At 74.0% G+C, this 20,600-nt stretch carries 22 protein-coding genes; 12 read left to right on the plus strand and 10 right to left on the minus strand.

Going from position 1 to position 20,600, the window contains the following annotated elements:
- Positions 1-32: 32 nt before the first annotated feature.
- The 3 genes from O7625_RS13300 to O7625_RS13310 are packed head-to-tail and all read right to left on the minus strand — an operon-like array spanning position 33 to position 2,433.
- Positions 33-752, minus strand: a complete 720-nt coding sequence (locus O7625_RS13300; protein WP_282346198.1) for a hypothetical protein — start codon at positions 750-752, stop codon at positions 33-35.
- Positions 753-754: 2 nt separating this feature from the next.
- Positions 755-1,537, minus strand: coding sequence for a hypothetical protein (locus tag O7625_RS13305; RefSeq protein WP_067313243.1), 783 nt, complete (start codon positions 1,535-1,537; stop codon positions 755-757).
- Complete coding sequence (locus tag O7625_RS13310; RefSeq protein ID WP_282346199.1) at positions 1,534-2,433, minus strand: ATP-binding cassette domain-containing protein; 900 nt, start codon at positions 2,431-2,433, stop codon at positions 1,534-1,536. The genes O7625_RS13305 and O7625_RS13310 overlap by 4 nt, the downstream gene beginning before the upstream one ends.
- A gap of 133 nt (positions 2,434-2,566) precedes the next feature.
- Between O7625_RS13310 and O7625_RS13315 the strand changes: the two genes are divergently transcribed.
- The 3 genes from O7625_RS13315 (at position 2,567) to O7625_RS13325 (ending at position 5,228) form a co-directional block, all read left to right on the plus strand.
- Positions 2,567-3,811: a histidine kinase gene (locus O7625_RS13315; RefSeq protein ID WP_282346200.1), complete on the plus strand. Its 1,245-nt coding sequence runs from the start codon at positions 2,567-2,569 to the stop codon at positions 3,809-3,811.
- Between the two features lie 55 nt (positions 3,812-3,866).
- Positions 3,867-4,550 carry a response regulator transcription factor gene (locus O7625_RS13320; RefSeq protein ID WP_067313237.1) on the plus strand — a complete coding sequence of 228 codons (684 nt, stop codon included), beginning with the start codon at positions 3,867-3,869 and terminating at the stop codon, positions 4,548-4,550.
- Positions 4,551-4,736: 186 nt separating this feature from the next.
- Positions 4,737-5,228, plus strand: a complete 492-nt coding sequence (locus O7625_RS13325; RefSeq protein ID WP_282346202.1) for a hypothetical protein — start codon at positions 4,737-4,739, stop codon at positions 5,226-5,228.
- Between the two features lie 88 nt (positions 5,229-5,316).
- Here the strand turns inward: O7625_RS13325 and O7625_RS13330 are convergent, their stop codons facing one another.
- A complete protein-coding gene (locus O7625_RS13330) occupies positions 5,317-6,096 on the minus strand; it encodes a D-Ala-D-Ala carboxypeptidase family metallohydrolase (RefSeq protein ID WP_282346203.1) in 780 nt (259 codons plus the stop codon).
- Positions 6,097-6,418: 322 nt separating this feature from the next.
- Between O7625_RS13330 and O7625_RS13335 the strand changes: the two genes are divergently transcribed.
- Both O7625_RS13335 and O7625_RS13340 read left to right on the plus strand, forming a co-directional pair.
- On the plus strand, positions 6,419-7,060 hold the full coding sequence (locus O7625_RS13335; protein WP_089004308.1) for a hypothetical protein: 642 nt from the start codon (positions 6,419-6,421) through the stop codon (positions 7,058-7,060).
- Positions 7,061-7,103: 43 nt separating this feature from the next.
- A complete protein-coding gene (locus O7625_RS13340; RefSeq protein ID WP_089004022.1) occupies positions 7,104-7,568 on the plus strand; it encodes a PPOX class F420-dependent oxidoreductase in 465 nt (154 codons plus the stop codon).
- Between the two features lie 58 nt (positions 7,569-7,626).
- On the opposite strand, the gene O7625_RS13345 is transcribed toward O7625_RS13340, so the two are convergent.
- A complete protein-coding gene (locus O7625_RS13345) occupies positions 7,627-8,859 on the minus strand; it encodes a serine hydrolase domain-containing protein (RefSeq protein ID WP_282346204.1) in 1,233 nt (410 codons plus the stop codon).
- Positions 8,860-8,937: 78 nt separating this feature from the next.
- On the opposite strand from O7625_RS13345, the gene O7625_RS13350 reads away from it, so the two are divergent.
- The 3 genes from O7625_RS13350 (at position 8,938) to O7625_RS13360 (ending at position 11,167) form a co-directional block, all read left to right on the plus strand.
- Complete coding sequence (locus O7625_RS13350; protein WP_282346205.1) at positions 8,938-9,531, plus strand: pentapeptide repeat-containing protein; 594 nt, start codon at positions 8,938-8,940, stop codon at positions 9,529-9,531.
- Positions 9,532-9,757: 226 nt separating this feature from the next.
- Complete coding sequence (locus O7625_RS13355; protein ID WP_282346206.1) at positions 9,758-10,654, plus strand: hypothetical protein; 897 nt, start codon at positions 9,758-9,760, stop codon at positions 10,652-10,654.
- Positions 10,655-10,729: 75 nt separating this feature from the next.
- Complete coding sequence (locus O7625_RS13360) at positions 10,730-11,167, plus strand: nitroreductase family deazaflavin-dependent oxidoreductase (RefSeq protein ID WP_067312724.1); 438 nt, start codon at positions 10,730-10,732, stop codon at positions 11,165-11,167.
- Between the two features lie 27 nt (positions 11,168-11,194).
- Here O7625_RS13360 and dacB read toward each other — a convergent pair whose 3' ends face one another.
- Together dacB and O7625_RS13370 are read right to left on the minus strand one after the other, a co-directional pair.
- Positions 11,195-12,778: a D-alanyl-D-alanine carboxypeptidase/D-alanyl-D-alanine-endopeptidase gene (gene dacB, locus O7625_RS13365; RefSeq protein ID WP_282346209.1), complete on the minus strand. Its 1,584-nt coding sequence runs from the start codon at positions 12,776-12,778 to the stop codon at positions 11,195-11,197.
- A 97-nt stretch (positions 12,779-12,875) separates the two neighbouring features.
- Positions 12,876-13,601, minus strand: coding sequence for an aquaporin (locus O7625_RS13370; RefSeq protein ID WP_067312728.1), 726 nt, complete (start codon positions 13,599-13,601; stop codon positions 12,876-12,878).
- Positions 13,602-13,830: 229 nt separating this feature from the next.
- Here O7625_RS13370 and O7625_RS13375 point away from each other — a divergent pair, with 229 nt between their 5' ends.
- The gene (locus O7625_RS13375) at positions 13,831-14,112 is read left to right on the plus strand and encodes an adhesin (protein ID WP_067312730.1); all 282 of its coding nucleotides are present in this window, start codon (positions 13,831-13,833) and stop codon (positions 14,110-14,112) included.
- A 5-nt stretch (positions 14,113-14,117) separates the two neighbouring features.
- Here the strand turns inward: O7625_RS13375 and O7625_RS13380 are convergent, their stop codons facing one another.
- Positions 14,118-15,221 carry a beta family protein gene (locus tag O7625_RS13380; RefSeq protein ID WP_282346214.1) on the minus strand — a complete coding sequence of 368 codons (1,104 nt, stop codon included), beginning with the start codon at positions 15,219-15,221 and terminating at the stop codon, positions 14,118-14,120.
- Between the two features lie 176 nt (positions 15,222-15,397).
- Here O7625_RS13380 and O7625_RS13385 point away from each other — a divergent pair, with 176 nt between their 5' ends.
- Positions 15,398-16,747, plus strand: a complete 1,350-nt coding sequence (locus O7625_RS13385; protein WP_282346215.1) for a cellulose binding domain-containing protein — start codon at positions 15,398-15,400, stop codon at positions 16,745-16,747.
- Positions 16,748-16,922: 175 nt separating this feature from the next.
- Here O7625_RS13385 and O7625_RS13390 read toward each other — a convergent pair whose 3' ends face one another.
- On the minus strand, positions 16,923-17,648 hold the full coding sequence (locus O7625_RS13390; protein WP_067312736.1) for a response regulator transcription factor: 726 nt from the start codon (positions 17,646-17,648) through the stop codon (positions 16,923-16,925).
- A 274-nt stretch (positions 17,649-17,922) separates the two neighbouring features.
- On the opposite strand from O7625_RS13390, the gene O7625_RS13395 reads away from it, so the two are divergent.
- A complete protein-coding gene (locus O7625_RS13395; protein WP_067312738.1) occupies positions 17,923-18,315 on the plus strand; it encodes a cupin domain-containing protein in 393 nt (130 codons plus the stop codon).
- Between the two features lie 126 nt (positions 18,316-18,441).
- Here the strand turns inward: O7625_RS13395 and O7625_RS13400 are convergent, their stop codons facing one another.
- A complete protein-coding gene (locus O7625_RS13400) occupies positions 18,442-19,629 on the minus strand; it encodes a threonine synthase (RefSeq protein ID WP_282346218.1) in 1,188 nt (395 codons plus the stop codon).
- 115 nt (positions 19,630-19,744) lie between these two features.
- On the opposite strand from O7625_RS13400, the gene O7625_RS13405 reads away from it, so the two are divergent.
- Entirely contained in the window at positions 19,745-20,527 is a 783-nt protein-coding gene (locus tag O7625_RS13405; RefSeq protein WP_282346220.1) for an aldo/keto reductase, read from the plus strand.
- The last annotated feature ends 73 nt before the right edge of the window (positions 20,528-20,600 follow it).

The following is a 20,600-nucleotide window of genomic DNA, read 5'->3' on the forward strand; positions in this document are numbered from 1 at the left end:
CGGTTCCGAGGAGATCCCCTCCACCACAGACGCTACCGCCCGTGCGGGGTTTCCTCCCGGGGAAGCGGAACGGTCCGCCAGTACTGTCGCCTGTCCTCGTCCCGGACGACCACCCCGAGCCGGGCCAGCTCACCGCGCATCTCCCGGGCGTCCCGCTGCCGGCCGGCCTCGACGGCCCGCTGCCGGGCGCGCAGCAGCGGATCCGCCCCCGGCGGCAGGTCGGGCAACCCCTCCACCCATCGCCGGTACGCCGCCCGGTGCGGATCGGCGTCCTGCCACGGCCAACCGTGCTCACGGAAGGCGTCCCGCAGCCGCCGTCGGCTCAGGTCGGACCGTTCCCGGGCCAGCTCCTCACCGGCCGGACCGAGCAGCACCAGCTCCCTGCGGTCGGCGAAGACGGCGGTGACGCACCGGCGGACCAGGTCGTGGTCGACGCCGTCGCGGCGTAGCCGGACACCGCCCCGGTCCACCGTGACGATCAACCGTTCCCGGGTGCCGACGTGGGCGACGAGCAGCCCGGCCAGCATCCCGAGCAGCATGCCCCCGAGCAGTGCCCGCCGGTACGGCAACCCGGCGACCAGTTCGAACCAGCCCTGCACCGGAGCCCAGGGCAGCCCGGCCACCCAGTCGGCGACCATGGGTAGCCGCCCACCCAGGGCGCCGCCCAGCAGCGGGAAGCCGACCCACATGACCAGCAGTTCCCCGACGTCGCCACCGACTCTGGTCGTGGCGTCCGGCTCCCGCGTCGACATGGTCAGTGCACCTCGCGCCGCAGCGTGCGCGCCATCCCGGCGGCGAGCGGCGCGGCCACCCAGACCAGCAGGGACACCCCGAGCCGGCCCCACTGCCCGGCGGTCATGTCCGCACCGAGCAGCGGCTCCATGGTGATCGAGGTGTCCAGCCAGCGGGCCGGGCCGTGCAGCGCCGCGATCATCGCGGAGAGGATGCCCCACACCGTCGGCAGCAGCAGCGAGGTGACGATCGCCAGCGGGGTGTTGAGCAGCAGCAAGCCGAACCCCGCGCCGATCAGCACGTTGATGGCCTGGAACACGGCGGCGTGCCCGGCCAGCGTCCAGTCGAAGTCCCAGCTCCCCGCCCCGCCGGTGATCCCCGCCAGCAGGGTGCCGACGGCGGCGACGGCCAGGCTCACCAGCACCGACGCCAACGCGGCGAGCAGCACGGCGGCGAGCTTGGCGACCACCACCCGCTCCCGGCGCGGCACCAGGGCGAACGTGGTCAGCGCGGTGCGCTGGGACCACTCGGCGGTGATCGACAGGATGCCCAGCACCGGCAGCAGCAGCGCCACCGGCGCCAGCGACGCGGTGAAGAAGTTGCTGAAGGTCTGCGCGGCGTCGTCGACGAAGCGCAGTTGCAGCGCGACGATCACGGCGGCGATCAGTCCGATCGAGGCCAGCAGCCAGCGTCCGGCCCGGGTGTCGCCGAGCTTGCGCAGCTCCACCCCGATCAGCCGGACCAGGGACGGCCCGGGCACGGCCTGCCGGGCGGGGGTGGGGGGTGCGGTCGTCACGGTGCTCACTTCACGGCCTCCTTGGTGCTCGCGCCGGCGGTCAGGGTGAGGAAGAGCTGTTCCAGGCCACCGCCGCCGGCCGGCCGTAGCTCGGTCAGGACCAGTCCGGCGTCGGCGGCGGCCTGCCCGACGGCCCCGGGTTCGGCGTGCACCACACAGCCGCCGTCGGCGCCAGCGGTGGCGTCCATCCCGGCCCGGTCGAGGGTGAGCCGCAGGGCGTGCGGGTCGCGGGCCCGGACCAGGGTGCCGGCCCCGGCCAGCAGCTCGTCCTTGCCGCCCTGGGCCACCACCCGGCCGCCGCCGATCACCACCAGCCGGTCGGCGACCGCCTCCACCTCCCGCAGCAGGTGCGAGGAGAGCAGCACGGTGCCGCCCCGGTCGGCGAAGTCGCGCAGCAGCCCGCGCATCCAGAAGATCCCCTCCGGGTCCAGGCCGTTGGCCGGCTCGTCGAGGACCAGCACCCGGGGCTCGCCGAGCAGCGCCAGCGCCAGGCCGAGCCGCTGCCGCATCCCCAGCGAGTACGCCCCGACCCGGCGCTTCGCCGCCACCGGGTTCAGACCCACCCGGTCGAGCACGGCGGGCACCCGGTCGGCGTCCACGCCCATGGTCCGGGCGGCCAGGGTGAGCGTCTCCCGCCCGCTGCGCCCGACGTGCTGCGCCGAGGCGTCCAGCAGCACGCCCACCTCGCGGCCCGGGTTGGGCAGCTCGCGGTAGGGCTGACCGGCGACGGTGGCGGTGCCGGAGGTCGGGCGGGTCAGCCCGCAGAGCATCCGCATGGTGGTGGACTTGCCGGCCCCGTTCGGGCCGAGGAAACCGGTCACGGTGCCGGATTCGCAGCGGAACGAGACGTCGTCGACGGCGGTGTGCGGGCCGTACCGCTTGGTGAGGTGGTCAACGGTGATCATGCCGTCGAGCCTGTCGCAGCCACCCGGCCGGGCGCTGCGGCCGGCGGTCGAGGGCCACCCCTACCTCGGTATACCGGCAGACCTCGACTTTGGTTGGTGTCCGGGAAGCCGGTCGGGTTTCTAGCATGGGTGGGTGAGTGCTGCCGTCGTACCCGATCATCCCTGGCTGTTGCCGGGCGCGCTGACGCCCGAGGCGAGGGCGTCCCGGCGGACGCCCCGGGACTGGCTGGTCGACACGGTGGCCTTCCTGCTCGCCGTCGGCTGGGCGCTGCTGGCGTTCGCCGACGCGATGTCGAGCAGGCCGCAGTTCTCCCACAACGCCGGCCCGTCCTGGCTGATCGGGGTGGACCTGGTGGGGGGTCTGGTCTACTGCGCGGCCCTGTGGCTGCGCCGCCGCTGGCCGGTCGGGCTGGCGGTGGCCGGGCTGCCGCTGGCCCTGTTCTCGGTGACCGCCGGGGTGGCGATGCTGGTGGTGGTGTTCACCGTGCTGGTCCACCGGCCGCTGCCGATCGGTGCGGCGCTGGTCGGGTTCCACCTGTCGGTCATTCCGCTCTACAGCGTCGTGCGTCCCGACCCGTCGCTGCCCTACTGGGCGACGGTGGCCTGGACGATGATGTTCGTCGGGATCGTGGTGGCCTGGGCGTTGTTCGTCCGGGCCCGCCGGCAGCTGGTGCTGTCGCTGCGCGACCGCGCCCACCGGGCCGAGGCCGAGCAGCAGCTCCGCGTCGAACAGGCCCGGCAGCTCGAACGCACCCGGATCGCCCGGGAGATGCACGACGTGCTGGCGCATCGGATCTCGCTGCTCAGCCTGCACGCCGGGGCGTTGGAGTTCCGCCCGGACGCGCCGCCGCAGGAGGTGGCCCGGGCCGCCGGGGTGATCCGGGGCAGCGCGCACGCCGCGCTCCAGGACCTGCGTGAGGTGATCGGGGTGCTCCGCGCCGACACCTCCGGCGGCGACAGCGCACCGGAACGCCCCCAGCCCACCCTCGCCGACGTGCCCGCGCTGGTCGCCGAGTCGCGGGCGGCCGGGGTGCGGGTCACCCTGGTCGACGAGGTGACCCGGCCGGCGGAGGTGCCGACGGCGGTGGGCCGCAGCGCGTACCGGATCGTGCAGGAGGGGCTGACCAACGCGCGCAAGCACGCCCCGGGCGCGGCGGTCGCCGTCCGGTTGGCCGGCGGGCCGGGGCGGGAGCTGGCGGTCCAGATCCGCAACCCCTGGCCGGTGGGCGGCGCGCCCGGGCCGGCGTTGCCGGGTGCCGGGACCGGGCTGGTCGGCATCGCCGAGCGGGTCACCCTGGCCGGTGGCCGGCTGACGCACGGTCGGGACGACGCGACCGGCGACTTCCGGCTGGCCGCCCGACTGCCGTGGCCGGCATGAGCCGCCCGGCCGGACCGGACCCCGCCGACCGGCGGGGGCGGGCCGGGTGGCCGGGATGAGCGGCGGCGATCCCGACGCCCCGGTGCGGGTGCTGATCGTCGACGACGACGCGCTGGTCCGCGCCGGGCTGTCGATGATCCTCGGTGGGGTGCCGGACCTGCGGGTGGTGGGGGAGGCGACCGACGGCGACGAGGTGCCGGCCGCCGTGGCCCGGTGCGCGCCGGACGTGGTGCTGATGGACATCCGGATGCCCCGGGTCGACGGGCTGACCGCCACCGAGGCGCTGCGGGCGTCGCCGCACCCGCCGGAGGTGCTGGTGCTGACCACCTTCGACGCCGACGAGCAGGTGCTGCGGGCGTTGCGGGCCGGTGCGGGCGGCTTCCTGCTCAAGGACACCCCGCCCGCGGAGATCGTCCGGGCGGTGCGGCGGGTGGCGGCCGGCGAGGCGACCCTGTCACCGACGGTGACCCGGCAGCTGATCAGCCACCTGACCGACGGGTCGACGGCGGGCCCGGACCCGCGCCGGGACCGGGCGCTGCGGCTGCTGGCCGGGCTCACCGAGCGGGAGCGGGAGGTGGCGGTGGCGCTCGGTCACGGCCGGAGCAATGCGGAGATCTCGGCGGAGCTGTTCATGAGTGTGGCGACGGTGAAGGCGTACGTGTCACGGCTGCTGACCAAGCTGGCGCTGAACAACCGGGTCCAGGTGGCGCTGCTGGTCCACGACGCGGGCCTGGTCTGACGGCTGATGCTCTCAGCGTCGGTACCCTCATTTTTGGTGGTACCGATTTTGAGGGTGTCGGAGCTGGGCCTGATCTGCTCACCGCCTGGGGGGATTGAACCGCCGCCGGTCACCGCCCGTACCACTGGCCGAGGATGCGTTGCGGCGATTCGGCTGCAATCGCTGCCGAGCTGCGGGAGGCCTGCCGTGCGAGTTGGTGAGCAGTCGACGGACCCCATCGATCAGGTTCTGGGCGAGGTGCCGGTGCCCGCCTCGTTGACACCCGAGGACGTCCGGCTCGCGGTGCGAGCGGTCGTGGTGCACGCCGCCGAGGAGTGGCCCAACGGGCCGCTGTGCCGCAACGACGGGTCGTCGTACCCGTGCCGGTTGCACCGTTGGGGGCGGCGGGTGCTGGAGAACCACGGGTTGAACGACCGGCAGATCGACGCGCTGATCCGGCACGGTAACCCGTTCGTGCACGTGCCGTTCCCGTTCACCTACACCACCCCCCGGCCCGGTACGACGCCCGCCCGGCCCGCCCCGGCCACCGGCTACCCGGCGCGGGGCCAGGTGGTGCGGCCGGGCACGCCCGGGGGGCGGCCCACCGCCACCGGGATGCGGCCCGGGATGCGCGCCGGTGTCCCCGGCCGGCCGGTGGCGCCCCCCGCCGCCGCGCCGCGCTGGCCCCGGGCGAGCTGAGCGGGGGCACCCCCCGCCGGTTCCCCGGTGCGGCGCCGGCCCGGCCCCGATGATCCCGTGGGGCCGGGCCGGTGTCCACGCCGGTCGGTCAGCGGCTCACGCCACAGTCCGGGGCCGCCCAGCTGGTGCGGTTCGTCGACTTGTCGTAGTTGTTCTCCCGCCGGGAGTCCACGTGGACGTGGTCGTCGTGACCGGCGTAGCCGGGGCCGTAGATGCCGCTGAAGCCGTGGTCGCGGGAGGCGCGGGCGACCTCGCACAGTGACCTGCTCGCCGAGGTCAGGTCGGCGGCGTTGCCGTAGAGGTGCTGGCTGTCCGAGGCTCCGCCGACCTTCTTGTTGCAGCTGGAGTCGCGGAAGCCGCTGGTGACGTTGAGCGGCTTGTCACCCAGGCCGCGCCGGAGCGCCTCCAGTTTCCACATGGTGCGTACCGCGCTGGCCTTGGTGTCGGCGGCGGAGAGCGGCCCGCCGCTCCACCCGCCCTTGCCGCAGCCGCCGTCCAGCTCCCGGTAGCTGAAGTGGGCCGGCGTGCAGTCGTTGTCCTGCAACTGGTAGAGCTTGTTGAAGGTCTGCTTGCCGGCGATGCCGTCGCTGCGCAGCCCGTACGCGCTCTGGAAGCGCTTGACCGCGGCGGCGGTCTCGGGGCCGAAGTCCCCGTCGATCCGGACGATCCCGCCGCGGCTGGTCCATCCGGCCACCCGGATCTGCAGCTGGCGGACATCGTCGCCGGAACGCCCCTGGTAGAGGTCGCGTTTCCAGGTGTAACAGCCGTCGGCGTGGGCCGCTGGCGCGGCGGCCACCGTGGCGATCGCGGCACCCGGCAGGGCCAGGGCGAACGCGACGAGTGCCCGCTTCACAGTGTTCCTGCGCACAGAAGTCCTCCCGATCGAGACGTGGATGGGGTGGTGACGCAGGGCATCGCCCGGGACGTCCTGCAACTTCCACCCTGACAGCTCGCCGAGGGATTCGCGGCAATAGAGAGGAATTGTCCGCACCGTCGGCGACAGCTGGATGTTGTCTGTGAATTGCTGGCAATGGTGATTCGGTCAGGCCGGGTCAGTAGTGACAAGCCGGGCCGGAATTCCCGGCCGGTGGTCGCCCCGCCCCGGCGGACGCACCGGCCGCGAGGGTGCTGGGGGCCGCCGGCCCGGACCCGGTAACGTCGTCCGGGCCGGCGGGGTCGGGGAGGTGGACGTGGCGCGGGGCGGGGTCTTCTGTGTCGAGGGGCAGTGGCACCGCGACCTCAACGAGCGCGGGTCCGTGCTGCCCACCCTCGACCTGCTCGAACGACTCGGCCGGATCCGCTACATCCACAAGGACGCCGCCACCCGCGACGAGCTGTTCTACTTCCTCGACCGCTGGCTGCTCAAGCAGTACGCCGACCACCGGGTCGGTTTCTTCGCCATGCACGGGGAGCCCAGCCGGCTCTGCCTCACCGACTGGGACTCCGTCGAGCTGTCCGACGTCGCCGAGCGGATGGCCGGGCGGGGCGAGGGCCGGCGGCTCTACTTCGGCAGCTGCTCGGTGCTGCGCGCCTCCGACGCCACGCTGCGCGATTTCCTCGACGTCACCGGGGCGGCCCTGATCTGCGGCTTCACCCGCGAGGTCGACTGGGTCGAGTCGGCCGCCTTCGAGACGGTGCTGCTCGACGTGCTCGCCAACGGCCAGCGGCACAACGCCGCCGAGCTGCGGATGGGCTCGGCGCACTGGGCGCCGCTCGCGGCGTACCTCGGTTTCCGGGTGATCTACGCCAACGGCCGCGCCTGGCGGCCCCCGGCCCGGCCCCGGGTGCCCGCCCAGCCCGCGCCGGGCCGGGCCGCCGGCCGGTCCGGCTGACACCGGCCGCCCCGCCGGCCGGCGGGCCTGGTAGAACCGGGGCATGGCACGCAGCGTCGCAACCAACACCCGGGTCGACCGGGACGCCCTGATCGAGTTCGTCCGCCCCCGGCACCGGATTCTGCTGATGACCACCCGGGCCGACGGCCGCCCGCAGTCCTCGCCGGTCGCCGGCGGGGTCGACGCCGCCGGCCGGCTGGTCATCTCCAGCTACCCGCAGCGCGCCAAGGTCGCCAACATCCGTCGTGACCCCCGGGTCTCCGCCTGCGTGCTCTCCGACGACTGGGACGGCCCCTGGGTGCAGGTCGACGGGGTGGCCGAGGTGCTCGACCTGCCCGACGCGCTGGAGCCGCTGGTGGAGTACTTCCGCAGCATCTCCGGGGAGCACCCGGACTGGGACGAGTACCGGGCGGCCATGGTGGCGCAGGGCAAGTCGCTGATCCGGGTCACCGTCGAAAGGTGGGGCCCGATCGCCACCGGCGGCTTCCCGCCCCAACTGGCCGACTGACCACCGGGGTACGGCCGGTCCGCCGCCCCGACCGGCGCGACCCCGGGCCGGTGCGGGCTCAGCCGACCAGGGCGGCGTAGACGAGCTGGCGCAGCTGGGAGCGCAGCGGGTAGGTGCTCGACGGCATGAGCTGGGTGAACAGCAGGGCGGTGAGCTCCTCGGCCGGGTCGACCCAGAACGCGGTGCTGGCCAGCCCACCCCAGTAGTACTCGCCGACGCTGCTCGGCACCTTGGCCGGCACCGGGTCCTGCACCACGGCGAAGCCCAGCCCGAAGCCGATGCCGTCCAGCACCGTCTCGGCGAACCCCCGCGGCTCCAGCGAGGCCAGGTCGCCGCCGCCGGGCAGGTGGTTGCGGGTCATGTAGCGCACCGTCCGGGGGCCGAGCAGCCGTACGCCGTCCAGCTCGCCGCCGCGCAGCAGCAACTGGGTGAACCGGTGGTAGTCGGCGGCCGTGGAGACCAGTCCACCGCCGCCGGACAGGCACTCCGGGCGGGCCGACGCGGCGGCCCCGAGCGCGTCGGCGCGGACCACCCGGCCGGTGCCGGGATGCGGGGTGTAGAGGGCGGCGAGCCGCCCGGCGTCCGCCGGGTCGACCCAGAAACCGGTGTCGGTCATGCCCAGCGGGGTGAGGATCCGGTCGGCGAAGAACTCGGCCAGGCTCTGCCCGGAGACCACCTCGACGAGCCGGCCGAGCACGTCGGTGGAGACCCCGTAGTTCCAGCCGGTGCCGGGCTGGAACAGCAGCGGCAGCTTCGCCATCCCGGCGCTCGCGCCGGCCAGGTCCAGCCCCGGCGGGACACCGAGGTCGTAGCCGGCGGCCCGGTAGATCGCGTCCACCACGGAGGTGTGCGCGAAGCCGTAGGTCAGCCCGGAGGTGTGGGTGAGCAGGTGCCAGACCCGGATCGGCTCGACCGCCGGCACGGTGTACGCCTTGAGCGCCGAACCCTTGTCGAAGACCCGGACGTCGGCGAACTCCGGCAGCCAGCGGCTGATCGGGTCGGTCAGCTCGAACCGGCCCTCCTCCCACAGCATCATCGCCGCGACCGAGGTGACCGGCTTGGTCATCGAGTAGATCCGCCAGATGGTGTCCGGGTCGACCGGGGTGCCCGCCTCCACGTCGCGCAGCCCGTACACCGAGGAGTGGGCGATCTCGCCGCGCCGGGTGACCACCACCTGCCAGCCGGCCAGCCGCCCGTCGTCGACGTACCGGCCGAAGTGCTCGTCGATCCGGGCCAGCCGGGCCGGGTCGAAGCCGATGCGGGCCGGGTCGGTGCTGCGTGCCACGTTCACGCCGCCGAACCTACTAGCCGGTACGCGCCGGGTGGAAGGTTCGCCGGTGGTGTCGGTGCTCGCACCTATGGTGGACCGATGCCGCAGGCCACCGAGGACGAGACGTTCCGCCGCACCGACTGGTACGCCGAGGAGTTCGTCGACCGGCACTTCGTGCGCTGTGTCTTCGCCGACGTCGACCTGACCGAGGCGGTCAGCCGGGGCGCCTCGTTCACCGAGTGCTCCTTCGGCGGGGTGTCGTTCAACGCCTCCCGGCACACCGACTCGGCCTTCGTCCGCTGCGGGTTCCGCCGGTGCAACCTGTTCGAGGCCGAGTTCACCGGCTGCAAGCTGGTCGGCAGCACGTTCGACCAGTGCGAGCTGCGTCCGCTGCGGGTGTCGGGTGGGGACTGGTCGTTCGTCGCGCTGCCCGGCGCCGACCTGCGTGGCGCGCGGTTCAGCGACGTACGGATGCGGGAGGCCGACCTGAGCGGGGCGAACCTGACCGGCGCGACGCTGGCCCGGGTGGACCTCTCGGCCGCCCAGTGGCACGGGGTGCGGCTCGGCGGGGCCGACCTGCGGGGCAGTGACCTCACCGCGCTGGATCCGACGGCGGTGGAGCGGGCGGGTGCGGTGATCGACCCGGAGCAGGCGATGGTGCTGGCCCTGGCGCTGGGGTTCGAGATTCGTTGACCGGCCCGCAGGCCTGGTGGATCTTCCTGGCATCATGGCCTTGAAGTGGGATTTCGACAATGGATAGGAAACTTTCCTTCAACCCCAGTTGGTAACAAACTGGAAACGCCCACCCGCTGGCATATGGCGCACTCCGGCCTTGAAATGAAAACGTGAGAGCGCTCACGTCGCGACCGCACCCCCTCCCCGACCGGTCGCGGGCGTCGGGCTGGGGAGTGGGACACACGTGGACGACCAAGAGACCTGGCGGATCGGGCCGGGCCCGACGACCCGCAGCGCGCAGCGGCGGGAGGCCCGTCGCCGGCAACGTCGCCGCTGGGCGATCGGGGCGGTGGCCGCCCTGGCCTGCCTCGCCGTGCTGGTGACCTACCTGGGGCCGGCAGCCGACCCGCCCGGGCAGGACGCGGGGTCGGCGGCCGGCACGCCCACCCCGGCCGGTTACCCGACCGGGGTGGCGGGGCTGGGTGACCCGGCCGAGACCGGGATCGCCGCGCCCGGGTTGCAGCCCCGGGAACGGACCCCGTCACCGACCGTTCCGCCGTCGCCCACGGTCGTCCCGGCGGCGTCGTCGCCGGCCGCGCCGACGGTCAGCGTCTCCCGGGCCGAGGTGCCCGCCGAGGTGGACCTGACCGGGCTGGGCACCCGGGACTGGGTCCACTGGGGGCTCAACCGGCCGGAGACCCTGGTCCGCCGCAGCGGTGGCACCGGGGAGATCCGGGACGAGGGCGGCCGGGGCGCGCGTGACCGGTACGACACCAACCCCGAACTGTTCGGCTGGCGCGACGGCACGCCGGTGCCGGCCGTCGGCGCCACCGGCACCGGCGTGTTCGTCTGCGGGGTCGGCAACGGCTTCGCGCTGTCCGTGCCGGCCAGCGGCGAGCCGCGCACGGTGCACCTCTTCGCCGGGATCTGGATGGCCCGGGGCCGGCTGGACGTGCGGCTGTCCACCGGCGGCCCGACCCGCACCCTGCGGTTGGAGGACCCGCACACCACCCACACCACCCAGTTCGTCATCCGGTTCCGCGCCCCGCAGGGCGCGAAGCTGCTGATCCGGTGGACCGTCGAGGGGACCTTCAACAGTAGCTGCGGCAACGTCAACCTCCAGGCGGCGGCGGTCCGTTGAGTCGTTCCGTGCCGGGCGGGCCGCTGCCGGGATAGCGTGGCCGGGTCGATGCCCACGAGCTAGCCGGAGGCGCAGATGCCGACCAACGAGCAGGTGGTGGACAGCCCCGAGGGCTGGGTCGCCGACCACATCCGCCGGTACGTCGCGACCGGCGGTGTCGAGGGGCACGAGTGGCAGCCGGGCGTCTTCACGCTGCTGCTGACCACCCGCGGCCGGCGCAGCGGCAAGCTGCGTCGCACCGCGCTCATCTACGGCCGCGACGGCGCGGACTACCTGGTCGTCGCCTCCCAGGGCGGTGCGCCGCAGCACCCCTCCTGGTACCTCAACCTGCTCGACGACCCCGAGGCCGAGGTGCAGGTCGGCGGGGAGACGTTCGCGGTCCGGGCGCGCACCGCCGAGCCGGCGGAACGGGCGACGATGTGGCCGGCGATGACCGCCATCTGGCCCGCCTACGACGAGTACCAGAGCCGGACCGACCGGGAGATCCCGGTGGTGGTGCTGCACCGGCGGTGACCGGCCGCGGCCCGGGTGCCGGGCGGCTCAGCAGACGATCGGCTTGACCCAGGAGCACTCCCCGCCCCCGGGTGCCGGTGGCGCCTCCGGGGCCGCCGGCGGTGCCACCCGGGCGGCGCCGCCGTCCGCCGCCCGGTGGGAGGCCAGGGCGATGGCGATCTGGTCCTCCAACTCCCGGACCGACGAGGTGAGGTGGTTGTTGAACACCACCGAGAACGCCAGCACCCGCCCGTCGGCGTCGGTGGCGTAGCCGGAGAGCCCGGACACCCCGGTCAGGCTGCCGGTCTTGGCGTGCACGTTGTCCGCCGCCGCCGTGCCGCGCATCCGGCTGCGCAGGGTGCCGCCGACCAGGCGGTCGGCGTTACCGGCGATCGGCAGCGCCGCGTACCAGGTGTCGAACCAGGGTTCCCGGCGTACGGCGGCGAGCAGGGCGACGAACTCGCCGGCCGGGACCAGGTTGCGCCGGGACAGCCCGGATCCGTCGAGTTGGCGCAGCCCGCCGGTGTCCACTCCGTTGTCGGCGACGTACTCGCTGATCGCCGTGAGCCCCGCCGGCCAGCTGCCGGTGCCGGAGACGACCCGCCCCATCTCCTTGGTCAGCACCTCGGCGTGGCCGTTGTTGGACAGCTTGAGGAAGGGCACCAGCAGGTCGGCCAGGGGCATCGAGTCGTGCCGGACCACCGGTACCGCGTCCGCCGGGGTGGCCCGACCGAGCACGGTCCGGCCGAGCACCCGGACCCCGTGCCGGCGCAGCGCGTCGCGGAAGACGGCGGCGGCGTAGCCGGTGGGCTCCCAGACGCTCAGCCAGTCGCTGGTCGGTGCGGCGTCGACGGCGATCCGACCGGTGACCACGATGGTGTTGCCGCCGTGCGTCCGGGTGAACGACAGCGTCGTCTCGCCGTCGGCGACCGTCTCGGCCCGGTTGTCGATCCGCAGGTAGCCGTTGGGTGGGGTCATGGTGACCACCGGCCGCGCCCCCGCCCTGCCCGCCGGGGCGGCCCGCACGATGACGTTGCCCGCGTCGTAGTCGGTGTCCGGCGCCACGGTCAACGCGGAGACCTGCGCCGCGTAGTAGGACGACTCGTCGTCCCAGGCCCAGTCCGCGCCGAGCCGGCTGTCGTCGTACCGGGTGTCGTCGGCCACCAGGTGACCGGTCACCATCCGTACCCCGTCGGCGGCGACCCGGGCGGCCAGCGCGTCGTAGTCGGCGGCCAGCATCGTCGGGTCGCCGCCGCCGCGCAGGTAGAGGTCGCCGGAGAGCAGCCCGGCCCGCCGCCGCCCGGCGGTGAGCACGTCGGTGCTGAACCGGTGACCGGGGCCGAGCAGCGCCAGGGCCGCCGTGGAGGTCAGCAGCTTGGTGTTGGAGGCGGGCACCAGCCGGCGGTCGCCGTCGCGGTCGTAGAGGGTCCGGCCGGTGGTGGTGTCCACCACGACCACCCCGGCCTGCGCGCCGTCGAGCCGGGGGTCGGCGAGGACGGCGTCGATGGTGGCGCGCAGCCGGGCGTCCGCCGGGGTGGGTGACTCGGCGGTGGCCGGGAGCGCACCGGCGGTGGCCACGGTGGCGGCCAGCGCCACCGACGCGAGCGTCCGGGAAAAGAGACGACGATGCATGCGCTGACGCTGCCACGAAGATTTCCGTCAGGCAAGCCTCGGCACCGTAGGTTTTCTTCCGCCGGTGGCCGGTCCCGGACCGGTCGGCCCGGACCGGTCAGCCGGGCTGCGGCGCGGCCGGACCGGGTGCCTCGGGTCCGCGCCGCAGCCGCGGGCTCCGCCGGAGCACCAGCGGGGCGACCAGAGCGGCCAGCGCCCCACCGAGCAGCGGGAAGACGAAGAACACCCACAGTTGCCGCAGCGCCGTGCCGCCCTCGAACAGGGCCGGGCCGAACGACCGGGCCGGGTTGACCGAGGTGCCGTCCAGGGTGATCCCCACCAGGAGCACCGCCGTCAGCGCCAGGCCGATCGCCAGGCCGGCGAAACCGGCATGCTCGACCCGGCTGGTCACCACCAGCACCACCAGCACGAACAGGAAGGTCAGGATGGTCTCCAGCACCGCCGTGCCGCCGCGGTTGATGTGCACGCCGTAGCCGTTGGTGCCCAACACCCCCGTCTGGTCCGCCACCCCGCCCCAGCGGACCAGCGCCCAGATGACGAAGCCGCCCGCCGCGGCCCCCACGAACTGGGCGACGGCGTACGCGACCGCGCCGACCACGGAGATCTTGCCGGAGAGCAGCACCCCCAGCGTCACCGCCGGATTGAGGTGTGCACCGGAGAGCGGTCCGAGCGCGTACACCAGCGCCACCACGACGAGCCCGAAGGCCAGCGCCACGACCACCACCCCGCCCTCCACCCGGGCGAAGACCGCGCTGCCCACCCCGACGAAGACCAGCAGCAGGGTGCCGAGCAGTTCGGCGGCGTACCGTCGGGCAGCGTCCATGCGCTCAGGGTAGGAAGGATCGGCGGGCCGGGGAGCGGAAACGGGGATGTCGGCGGAGCCCTCGACAGACCCCGCTCTATTTGACGAACCCCCGGGCAGCGGGCACCGTGGGTGAGGAGGGGCCGCGGGAAGCCGCCCCGGATCGCCCGGCGGGCACCGATTCGCCGCAGGAAGCGCGCATCTGCCGCCGCGCGAGGTTCCGATCCCGAGAATCCCGAGGAGTCCCATCATGCTCACCATGACCGACAACGCCGTGCTCGTGATCCGTGACCTCGCGGCCCAGCAGGACGTCGCCCAGGACGGCGGGCTGCGGATCGCCGCCGACGTCGAGGCCGGGGCGCTCACCATCGAACTGGTGCCCGTGCCGGCCCAGGGAGACCAGATCGTCGACACCGAGGGGGCCCGCATCTTCCTCGACTCCGAGGCCGCCGAGCTGCTCAACGACACCTCGGTGGACGCCTCCGTCGACGACGAGGGTGTGGTGCAGTTCGGCTTCACCGAGCAGGCGTGACCTGATCAGCGGGTCCACCGGTGCTCGCCGCCGCGGTGCGGGCGGGTGAAGCCGTCCTCGCCGCCCGGGGGCGGACCCGGACGACGCCGGTCGACCGGGCCGGTCAACGCCGCCAGGACGTGCGCCAGGTGGTGCGACGTGCTCCACGCCGTCCAGTTGACCGGTGATCCCGCCCCGGTCACCCGGCGGGCACGGCGCAGCAACTCCTGGTCGCCCCAGGAGAAGCCCGCCCCGGCGGGCGGCCAGTGCGGGGCGGCGACCAGTGCCCGGCACAGGTCGGCGAAGCGTTCGTCGCCCCGGCCACCCCGCCGCGACCAGCGGTAGATCCACCACCCGTCGTCGGCGGTGTACCGCACGGTGGGCAGCCGGTCGCCCGGCTCCACGTCGCCGGGCTCCACGTCGCCGGGCGGGGCCGGGGCCACCCCGTAGTCGCCGTAGCCCACGCCCAGGTCGGTCAGCCGACGCCCGAACCGCCAGTCCCACCGGTCCACCCGGACCGGTTCGTCGGTGCCCAGCCGGGACAGCGACGGTGGCATCCCACCGGCCGCCACGGTCACCGTGCGCCAGGCGTGCCGGCAGGCCCAGTCCACCAGCCGCCGCACCCGGGGCTCGGCCGTCCGCAGATCCGCCGCACAGCACACGTCACCGGCATCGACCAGCAGGTCGCACTGCTCCGGGAGCAACCCGGTGCGCCGCCACACCCGCTCCACCGCGGAGGTGGTCGCGTCCGGCCCGGCCCGGTCCCGGCCGACCCGGAGCCGGACCACCGCCCCCCGGGCGTACGCGCGGCACGCCGTGCCGTGCGCGGCCAACCGCCGGTCACCACAGCTCAGACCGATCACCGGGAGCACCGGTACGCCCCACCGGGCCAGCTCGGCGTCCGGCCCGTCGGGCAGCGCGCAGACGTCGACGGCCGGCACCAGACCGGCGGGCAGCCGGCCCAGCAGCTCGGGCAGGCCGCTGTCGGCGGGGGAGACGTGCAGGACCGGAGCTACCAGGGGAGCCGCGGCGCTGTCCAGGTGCACCAGCGCCTCCAGCTCACCGCGTCTGCTGGTGAGGATGGGGCGGTAGACCGGTTCCGCCACCCGACCTCCGGGGGCGGGCACCATACCTCAATTTACCGATTCGAGCGCCACCGGCACAGAGGTGAACGGAAATCAGTGGTGGGTCCATGTCGGGCATTGACAGTGGTGGGTGCCGATGGTGGCATGGACGGGCGGTACGCCGGGCGTGGAAGGGCATCCGAGACCAACGTCCCCCCATGCTGTCCTGGAAGGCGTACCCCATGAGATCGTCGCGTCACCGTGCCCGCCCGTTCGCGGCGTCGACCCTCGTCGCCGCGCTGCTGCTGGCCGTTCCGCTGCCCGCCCGGGCCGTCGCGGTACCCGAGCCGACCACCCCGGTCACCGGCAACGCCACCCACTTCGACGCCCTCGGCGCCCCGTACGGCGGCTGCGGGCTGCCCCAGTCGGAGCTGGACGCGCCGGACTTCGTCGCGCTCAACGCCTACGACCTGCCCGGCGACTACTCGTCGTACCCGATCCGGCCGATCCCGGCGAGTCAGGCGGCGAAGATCGGACTGTGGAACAACGGCCTCAACTGTGGTCGCTTCGTCCGGGTCACCGTCGGCGACTACTGCACCGGCGTCAACGACGGCGCGCCCGGCCAGCCGTTCTGCCGCAACGGCGGGTGGACCACGGACGCCTACAACGGGGCGACGCTGACCATGGTGGTGGCGGACAGCTGCGGCGACGGCAACGCCTGGTGCCGGGACGATCCCTACCACCTGGACCTCTCCACCGCCTCGCTCAACCGGTTCGTCCGGAACGGGACACCGGTGGGCGACATGAACCCCACCCACTGGAACAACCGGCACGTCTCCTGGTCGTTCGTGCCCGCGCCCAACTACTCCGGCGACATCCGGATCGGCTTCATGAAGGGTGCCCAGCGCTACTGGCCGGCGATCGCCGTCTCGCACCTGGCCAACGGCATCCACGGGGTGGAGTACCTGGCCGGTGGAGTGTGGACCGCTGCCGCCATGAACGGCGACATGGGGCAGTCCTACGTGATCGGGGCGACCGCCTCCGGCGGCACCGACTTCCAGATCCGGGTCCGCGACGCGGCCGGCGCACTGGTCAACAACGGTCGGGTCTACCGGTTCGCCCTGCCCGCGTCCTGCGGCGGGACGTGCTCGGCGGCGTACACCCGGGTCGACTACACCACCTCGGACGGCCCCACCCCCACCCCCACGCCGACCGCCATACCCACGCCGACTCCGACTCCGACCGGTACGCCGACCCCGACGCCGACCGGTACGCCGACGCCCGCGCCGATGACCGGTTGCTCGGCCGGCTACCGGGTGACCGGCTCCTGGTCGGGTGGCTTCCAGGCCGAGGTGACCGTCCGCAACGTCGGGGCCGGGGCACTGACCGGCTGGACCAACGCGCTCACCTTCGCCGGCACGCAGCAGGTCGCCTCGTCCTGGAACGCCACGGTCAGCCAGTCCGGTCGGCAGGTCACCGCGACCAACGCCGCCCACAACGGGAGCCTGGCCCCCGGCGCGACGACCAGTTGGGGGCTGGTCGTCACCGGTGACAACCAGCCGCCGACGGTGCTCACCTGCGCGGTCCGCTGAGCCTCTGGCGGTCCGGCACCCCCGGTCCGCTGAGCCTCTGGCGGTCCGGCACCCCCGGTCCGCTGAGCCTCTGGCGGTCCGGCACCCCGGTCCGCTGAGCCCCTGTCGTCCCGGCACCCCGGTCCGCTGAGACCCCGTCGGCCCGGCACCCCACCGGTGCCGGGCCGGTCGCGGGTCAGTCGTCGCCCGGGTCGTCGCCCGGCCCGGGGTGGTCGCCGCCGGGCGGGGCGAGCCGTACCCCGACCCCGCGCACGGTGTGCAGGTAGCGGGGTTGCTGGGCGCTCTCCCCGAGCTTGCGGCGCAGCCAGGACAGGTGCACGTCGACGGTCTTGTCCGCCCCGCCGTAGGGGATCCGCCAGACCTCGGTGAGCAGCTCCCGCTTGGTCACCACCGCGCCGGGTCGGGTGGCGAGGTGGTGCAGCAGGTCGAACTCGCGCGGGGTCAGCTCCACCGGTACGTCGTCCAGGGCGACCTGCCGGGCGCGCGGGTCGATCCGCAGCCCGCCGACCACCAGCACCGGGTCGTCGTCGGGCCGGTCGGGTCCGCCCCGGCGCAGCACCGCCCGGACCCGGGCGTCGAGCTGGGCGGCGGTGAACGGCTTGACCACGTAGTCGTCGGCCCCGGCGTCGAGCAGCCGGACGATCTCCCGTTCGTCGTCGCGGGCGGTGGCCACGATCACCGGGACGGCGCTGACCGCGCGCAGCATCCGCAGCAGTTCACCGCCGTCCAGGTCGGGCAGCCCGAGGTCGAGCACGACGAGGTCGGGTCGTTCGTCGAGGGTGTGCCGCAACCCCTCCATGGCGGTCGACGCGGCCGCCACCGCGTGCCCCCGCTCACGCAGCGCCCGGACCAGCGGGGTGCGGATGGTCAGGTCGTCCTCGACGAGCAGCAGGCGGGCCACCCCCGCAGGGTAGTCCCGGGCACCGGTCCGACCCCGGAGACGGGCGCACGGCGCCGCACGACCATCGGCCGTCCGTCGCCGCGCTCCGACCGTCTCCCGCCACCGCAGCCATTCGGCGGTACGCCAGCGGGGACCTGGTTCGACCGGTGCGTCGCCGCGCCGGCCCGGAGTGCTCGTTGCCCGTTTCGGCGACCTGCAAACCCCGGCGGGGTGGGGAATTCCACCATCCGCACGACCCGGCGTGATCCGCTGCCGTTACGGGTATGAGCGGGACATGGAACATTTCACGATCGCGACGGTCGCCGAGAAGAGCCCGGACTTCCGCCGGGTGCTCTGGACCGGCGAGCAGACCCAATTGGTGATCATGACGATCCCGGCCGGTGGTGAGATCGGCGAGGAGGTCCACGACGGGATCGACCAGATCCTGACCTTCGTCAGCGGCACCGGTGAGGCCCGGGTCGGCGGGGAGACCCGGGCGGTCGCCCAGGGCGACCTGGTGGTGGTGCCGGCGGGGACGAAGCACAACTTCGTCAACACCGGCCCCAACCCGCTGGTCCTCTACACCGTCTACGGCCCGCCGGAGCACGCCGACCAGGCGGTGCACCGGACCAAGGAGGAGGCCGACGCGGCGGAAGCCGCCGGCCGGGACGAACCGCCGACCTCCTGAACCCCACCGTCGGCGGGCACGCCGGTCCCGGGGCCGACCCCCGTCCCACGCCCCGCGCGTGGGCGGGGGTCCTCCTGCCCCGGACCCAACCGTCGGGGGTGCGTCCCGTCCGCAGGGGGTCGGGCGTCACCCCACCGGCACGCCGGAGACGTCCACCGTCTCCGGGTACTTCAGCCCCGACCCGGTGTTCAGCACCACCACCCGCTCGCCGGCCCGGATCCAGCCACCGGCCCGCAGGTGCCGGGCGGCGGTCAGGCAGGCCGCCCCCTCCGGGCAGAGCAGCAACCCCTCCCGGGCGGCGAAGTCCCGCAGGTCGGCCAGGATCTCCGCGTCGTCGACGGCGAGCGCCGTCCCGCTGCTCTCCCGCAGCGCGGTCAGGATCAGCTCGTCGCCCAGCGGGGCCGGCACGGTGATCCCGAACGCCACCGTGTGCGCGTCGGCCCACGGCCGGACCCGGTCCTCACCGGCGGCGAACGCCCGGACGACCGGCGCGCAGCCGGTGGACTGCACGGCCACCAGCCGGGGCAGCTTGTCGCCCACCCAGCCCAGCGTCCGCAGCTCGTGCATCGCCTTGTGGATGCCGATCAGGCCGACCCCGCCACCGGTCGGATAGATGATCACGTCGGGCACCTGCCAGCCGAGCTGCTCGACGATCTCGTACCCCATCGTCTTCTTGCCCTCCAGCCGGTACGGCTCGCGCAGCGTGCCGGCGTCGAAGACCGTGCCGTCCGAGCCGGCGACCAGCTCGGCCACCCAGCGCCCGGCGTCGCCGATCAACCCGTCCACCAGGTGCAGGTCGGCCCCGGCGGCCGCGCACTCCCGGCGGCAGATGGTCGGGGCGTTGACCGGCATCGCGACGGTCGAGGCCAGCCCGGCCCGGGTCGCGTACGTCGCCCAGGCGGCTCCGGCGTTGCCATTGGTCGGCATGGCGATCCGCCGGACCCCCAGCTCGCGCGCCCGGCTCACCCCGACGGCCGCCCCCCGCGCCTTGAACGACCCGGTGGGGGTCAGCCCCTCGTCCTTGACGATCAGGTCTCCGACGCCGATCTCCCGGCCGTACGCCGACGCCCGCCACAGCGGCGTCCACCCCTCGCCCAACGTGGTGACGTGCCGCTCGTCGGCGACCGGCAGCAGCTCCCGGTAGCGCCACAGGTCGGCCGGGCGCAGCCCGAACCGCTCGGGGGTCACCGCGGCGGCCACCGCGGTCAGGTCGTAGCGGGCCAGCAGCGGTGAACCGCAGTCACACAGGTTGGTGAGCCGGCCCGCGTCGTGTTCCCGGCCGCAGCGGGGGCACTCCAGGTGGGTCAGGTACACGATGCTCCTCGCCGTCGGACCGGTCGATGCTCGGCACACCGGCATTCTCCGGCAATCGGCCCGGGTTCGCCGCTCGCCCGGCATGTCCGGTCCGATCACGGGTAGAACGGTCGGCATGGACCTCGACCAACCCACCGTCGGTCTCCCCGGCGACGTACGGATGCCGCTGCTCGGGTTCGGCACCTGGCAGGCGACCGGCCGGGCCGGGTACGACGCCGTGCTGGCCGCCCTGGCCGCCGGTTACCGGCACCTCGACACCGCCACCATGTACGGCAACGAGGAGGAGGTGGGCCGGGCGGTCAGGGACAGCGGGCTGCGCCGGGAGGACGTCTTCGTCACCACCAAGCTGCCGCCCGACCGGGTCGGCCGGGAACGGGAGACGATCGAGGCGAGCCTGCGGGCGTTGGGCACCGACCACGTCGACCTCTGGCTGATCCACTGGCCGCCGTCGTCGCCGTCGGACAGCATCCCGGTCTGGCGTGAGCTGCTGGCCGCCCGGGACGAGAACCTCACCCGGGCGGTGGGGGTGAGCAACTACGCCACCGGCCAGCTCGACGAGCTGATCCAGGCGACCGGGGAGACTCCGGCGGTCAACCAGATCCGGTGGAGCCCGTCGCTGTACGACCGACGGCGGCACACCGAGCACCGGGACCGGGGGATCGTGCTGGAGGGCTACAGCCCGTTCAAGGCCAGCGACCTGGACGACCCGGTGCTGACCCGGATCGCCGCCGCGCACGGCGTGTCCCCGGCGCAGGTGGTGCTGCGGTGGCACGTCGACCACGAGATCGTGGTGATCCCCAAGTCGGTCACCCCGGAACGGATCCGCGCCAACGCCGACATCTGGAACTTCTCGCTGACCGCCGAGGAGCTGCGCGACATCGACGCCCTGGGCGGCTGACCGCAGCGGGGACGTCGGGACGGGGTGCGGGGGGCGTGACCTGTCGGTCACGCCCCCCGCGTGGTGGTGGGTG

The sequence above is a fragment of the Micromonospora sp. WMMD714 genome (assembly GCF_029581315.1).
Lineage (GTDB): Bacteria > Actinomycetota > Actinomycetes > Mycobacteriales > Micromonosporaceae > Micromonospora > Micromonospora rifamycinica.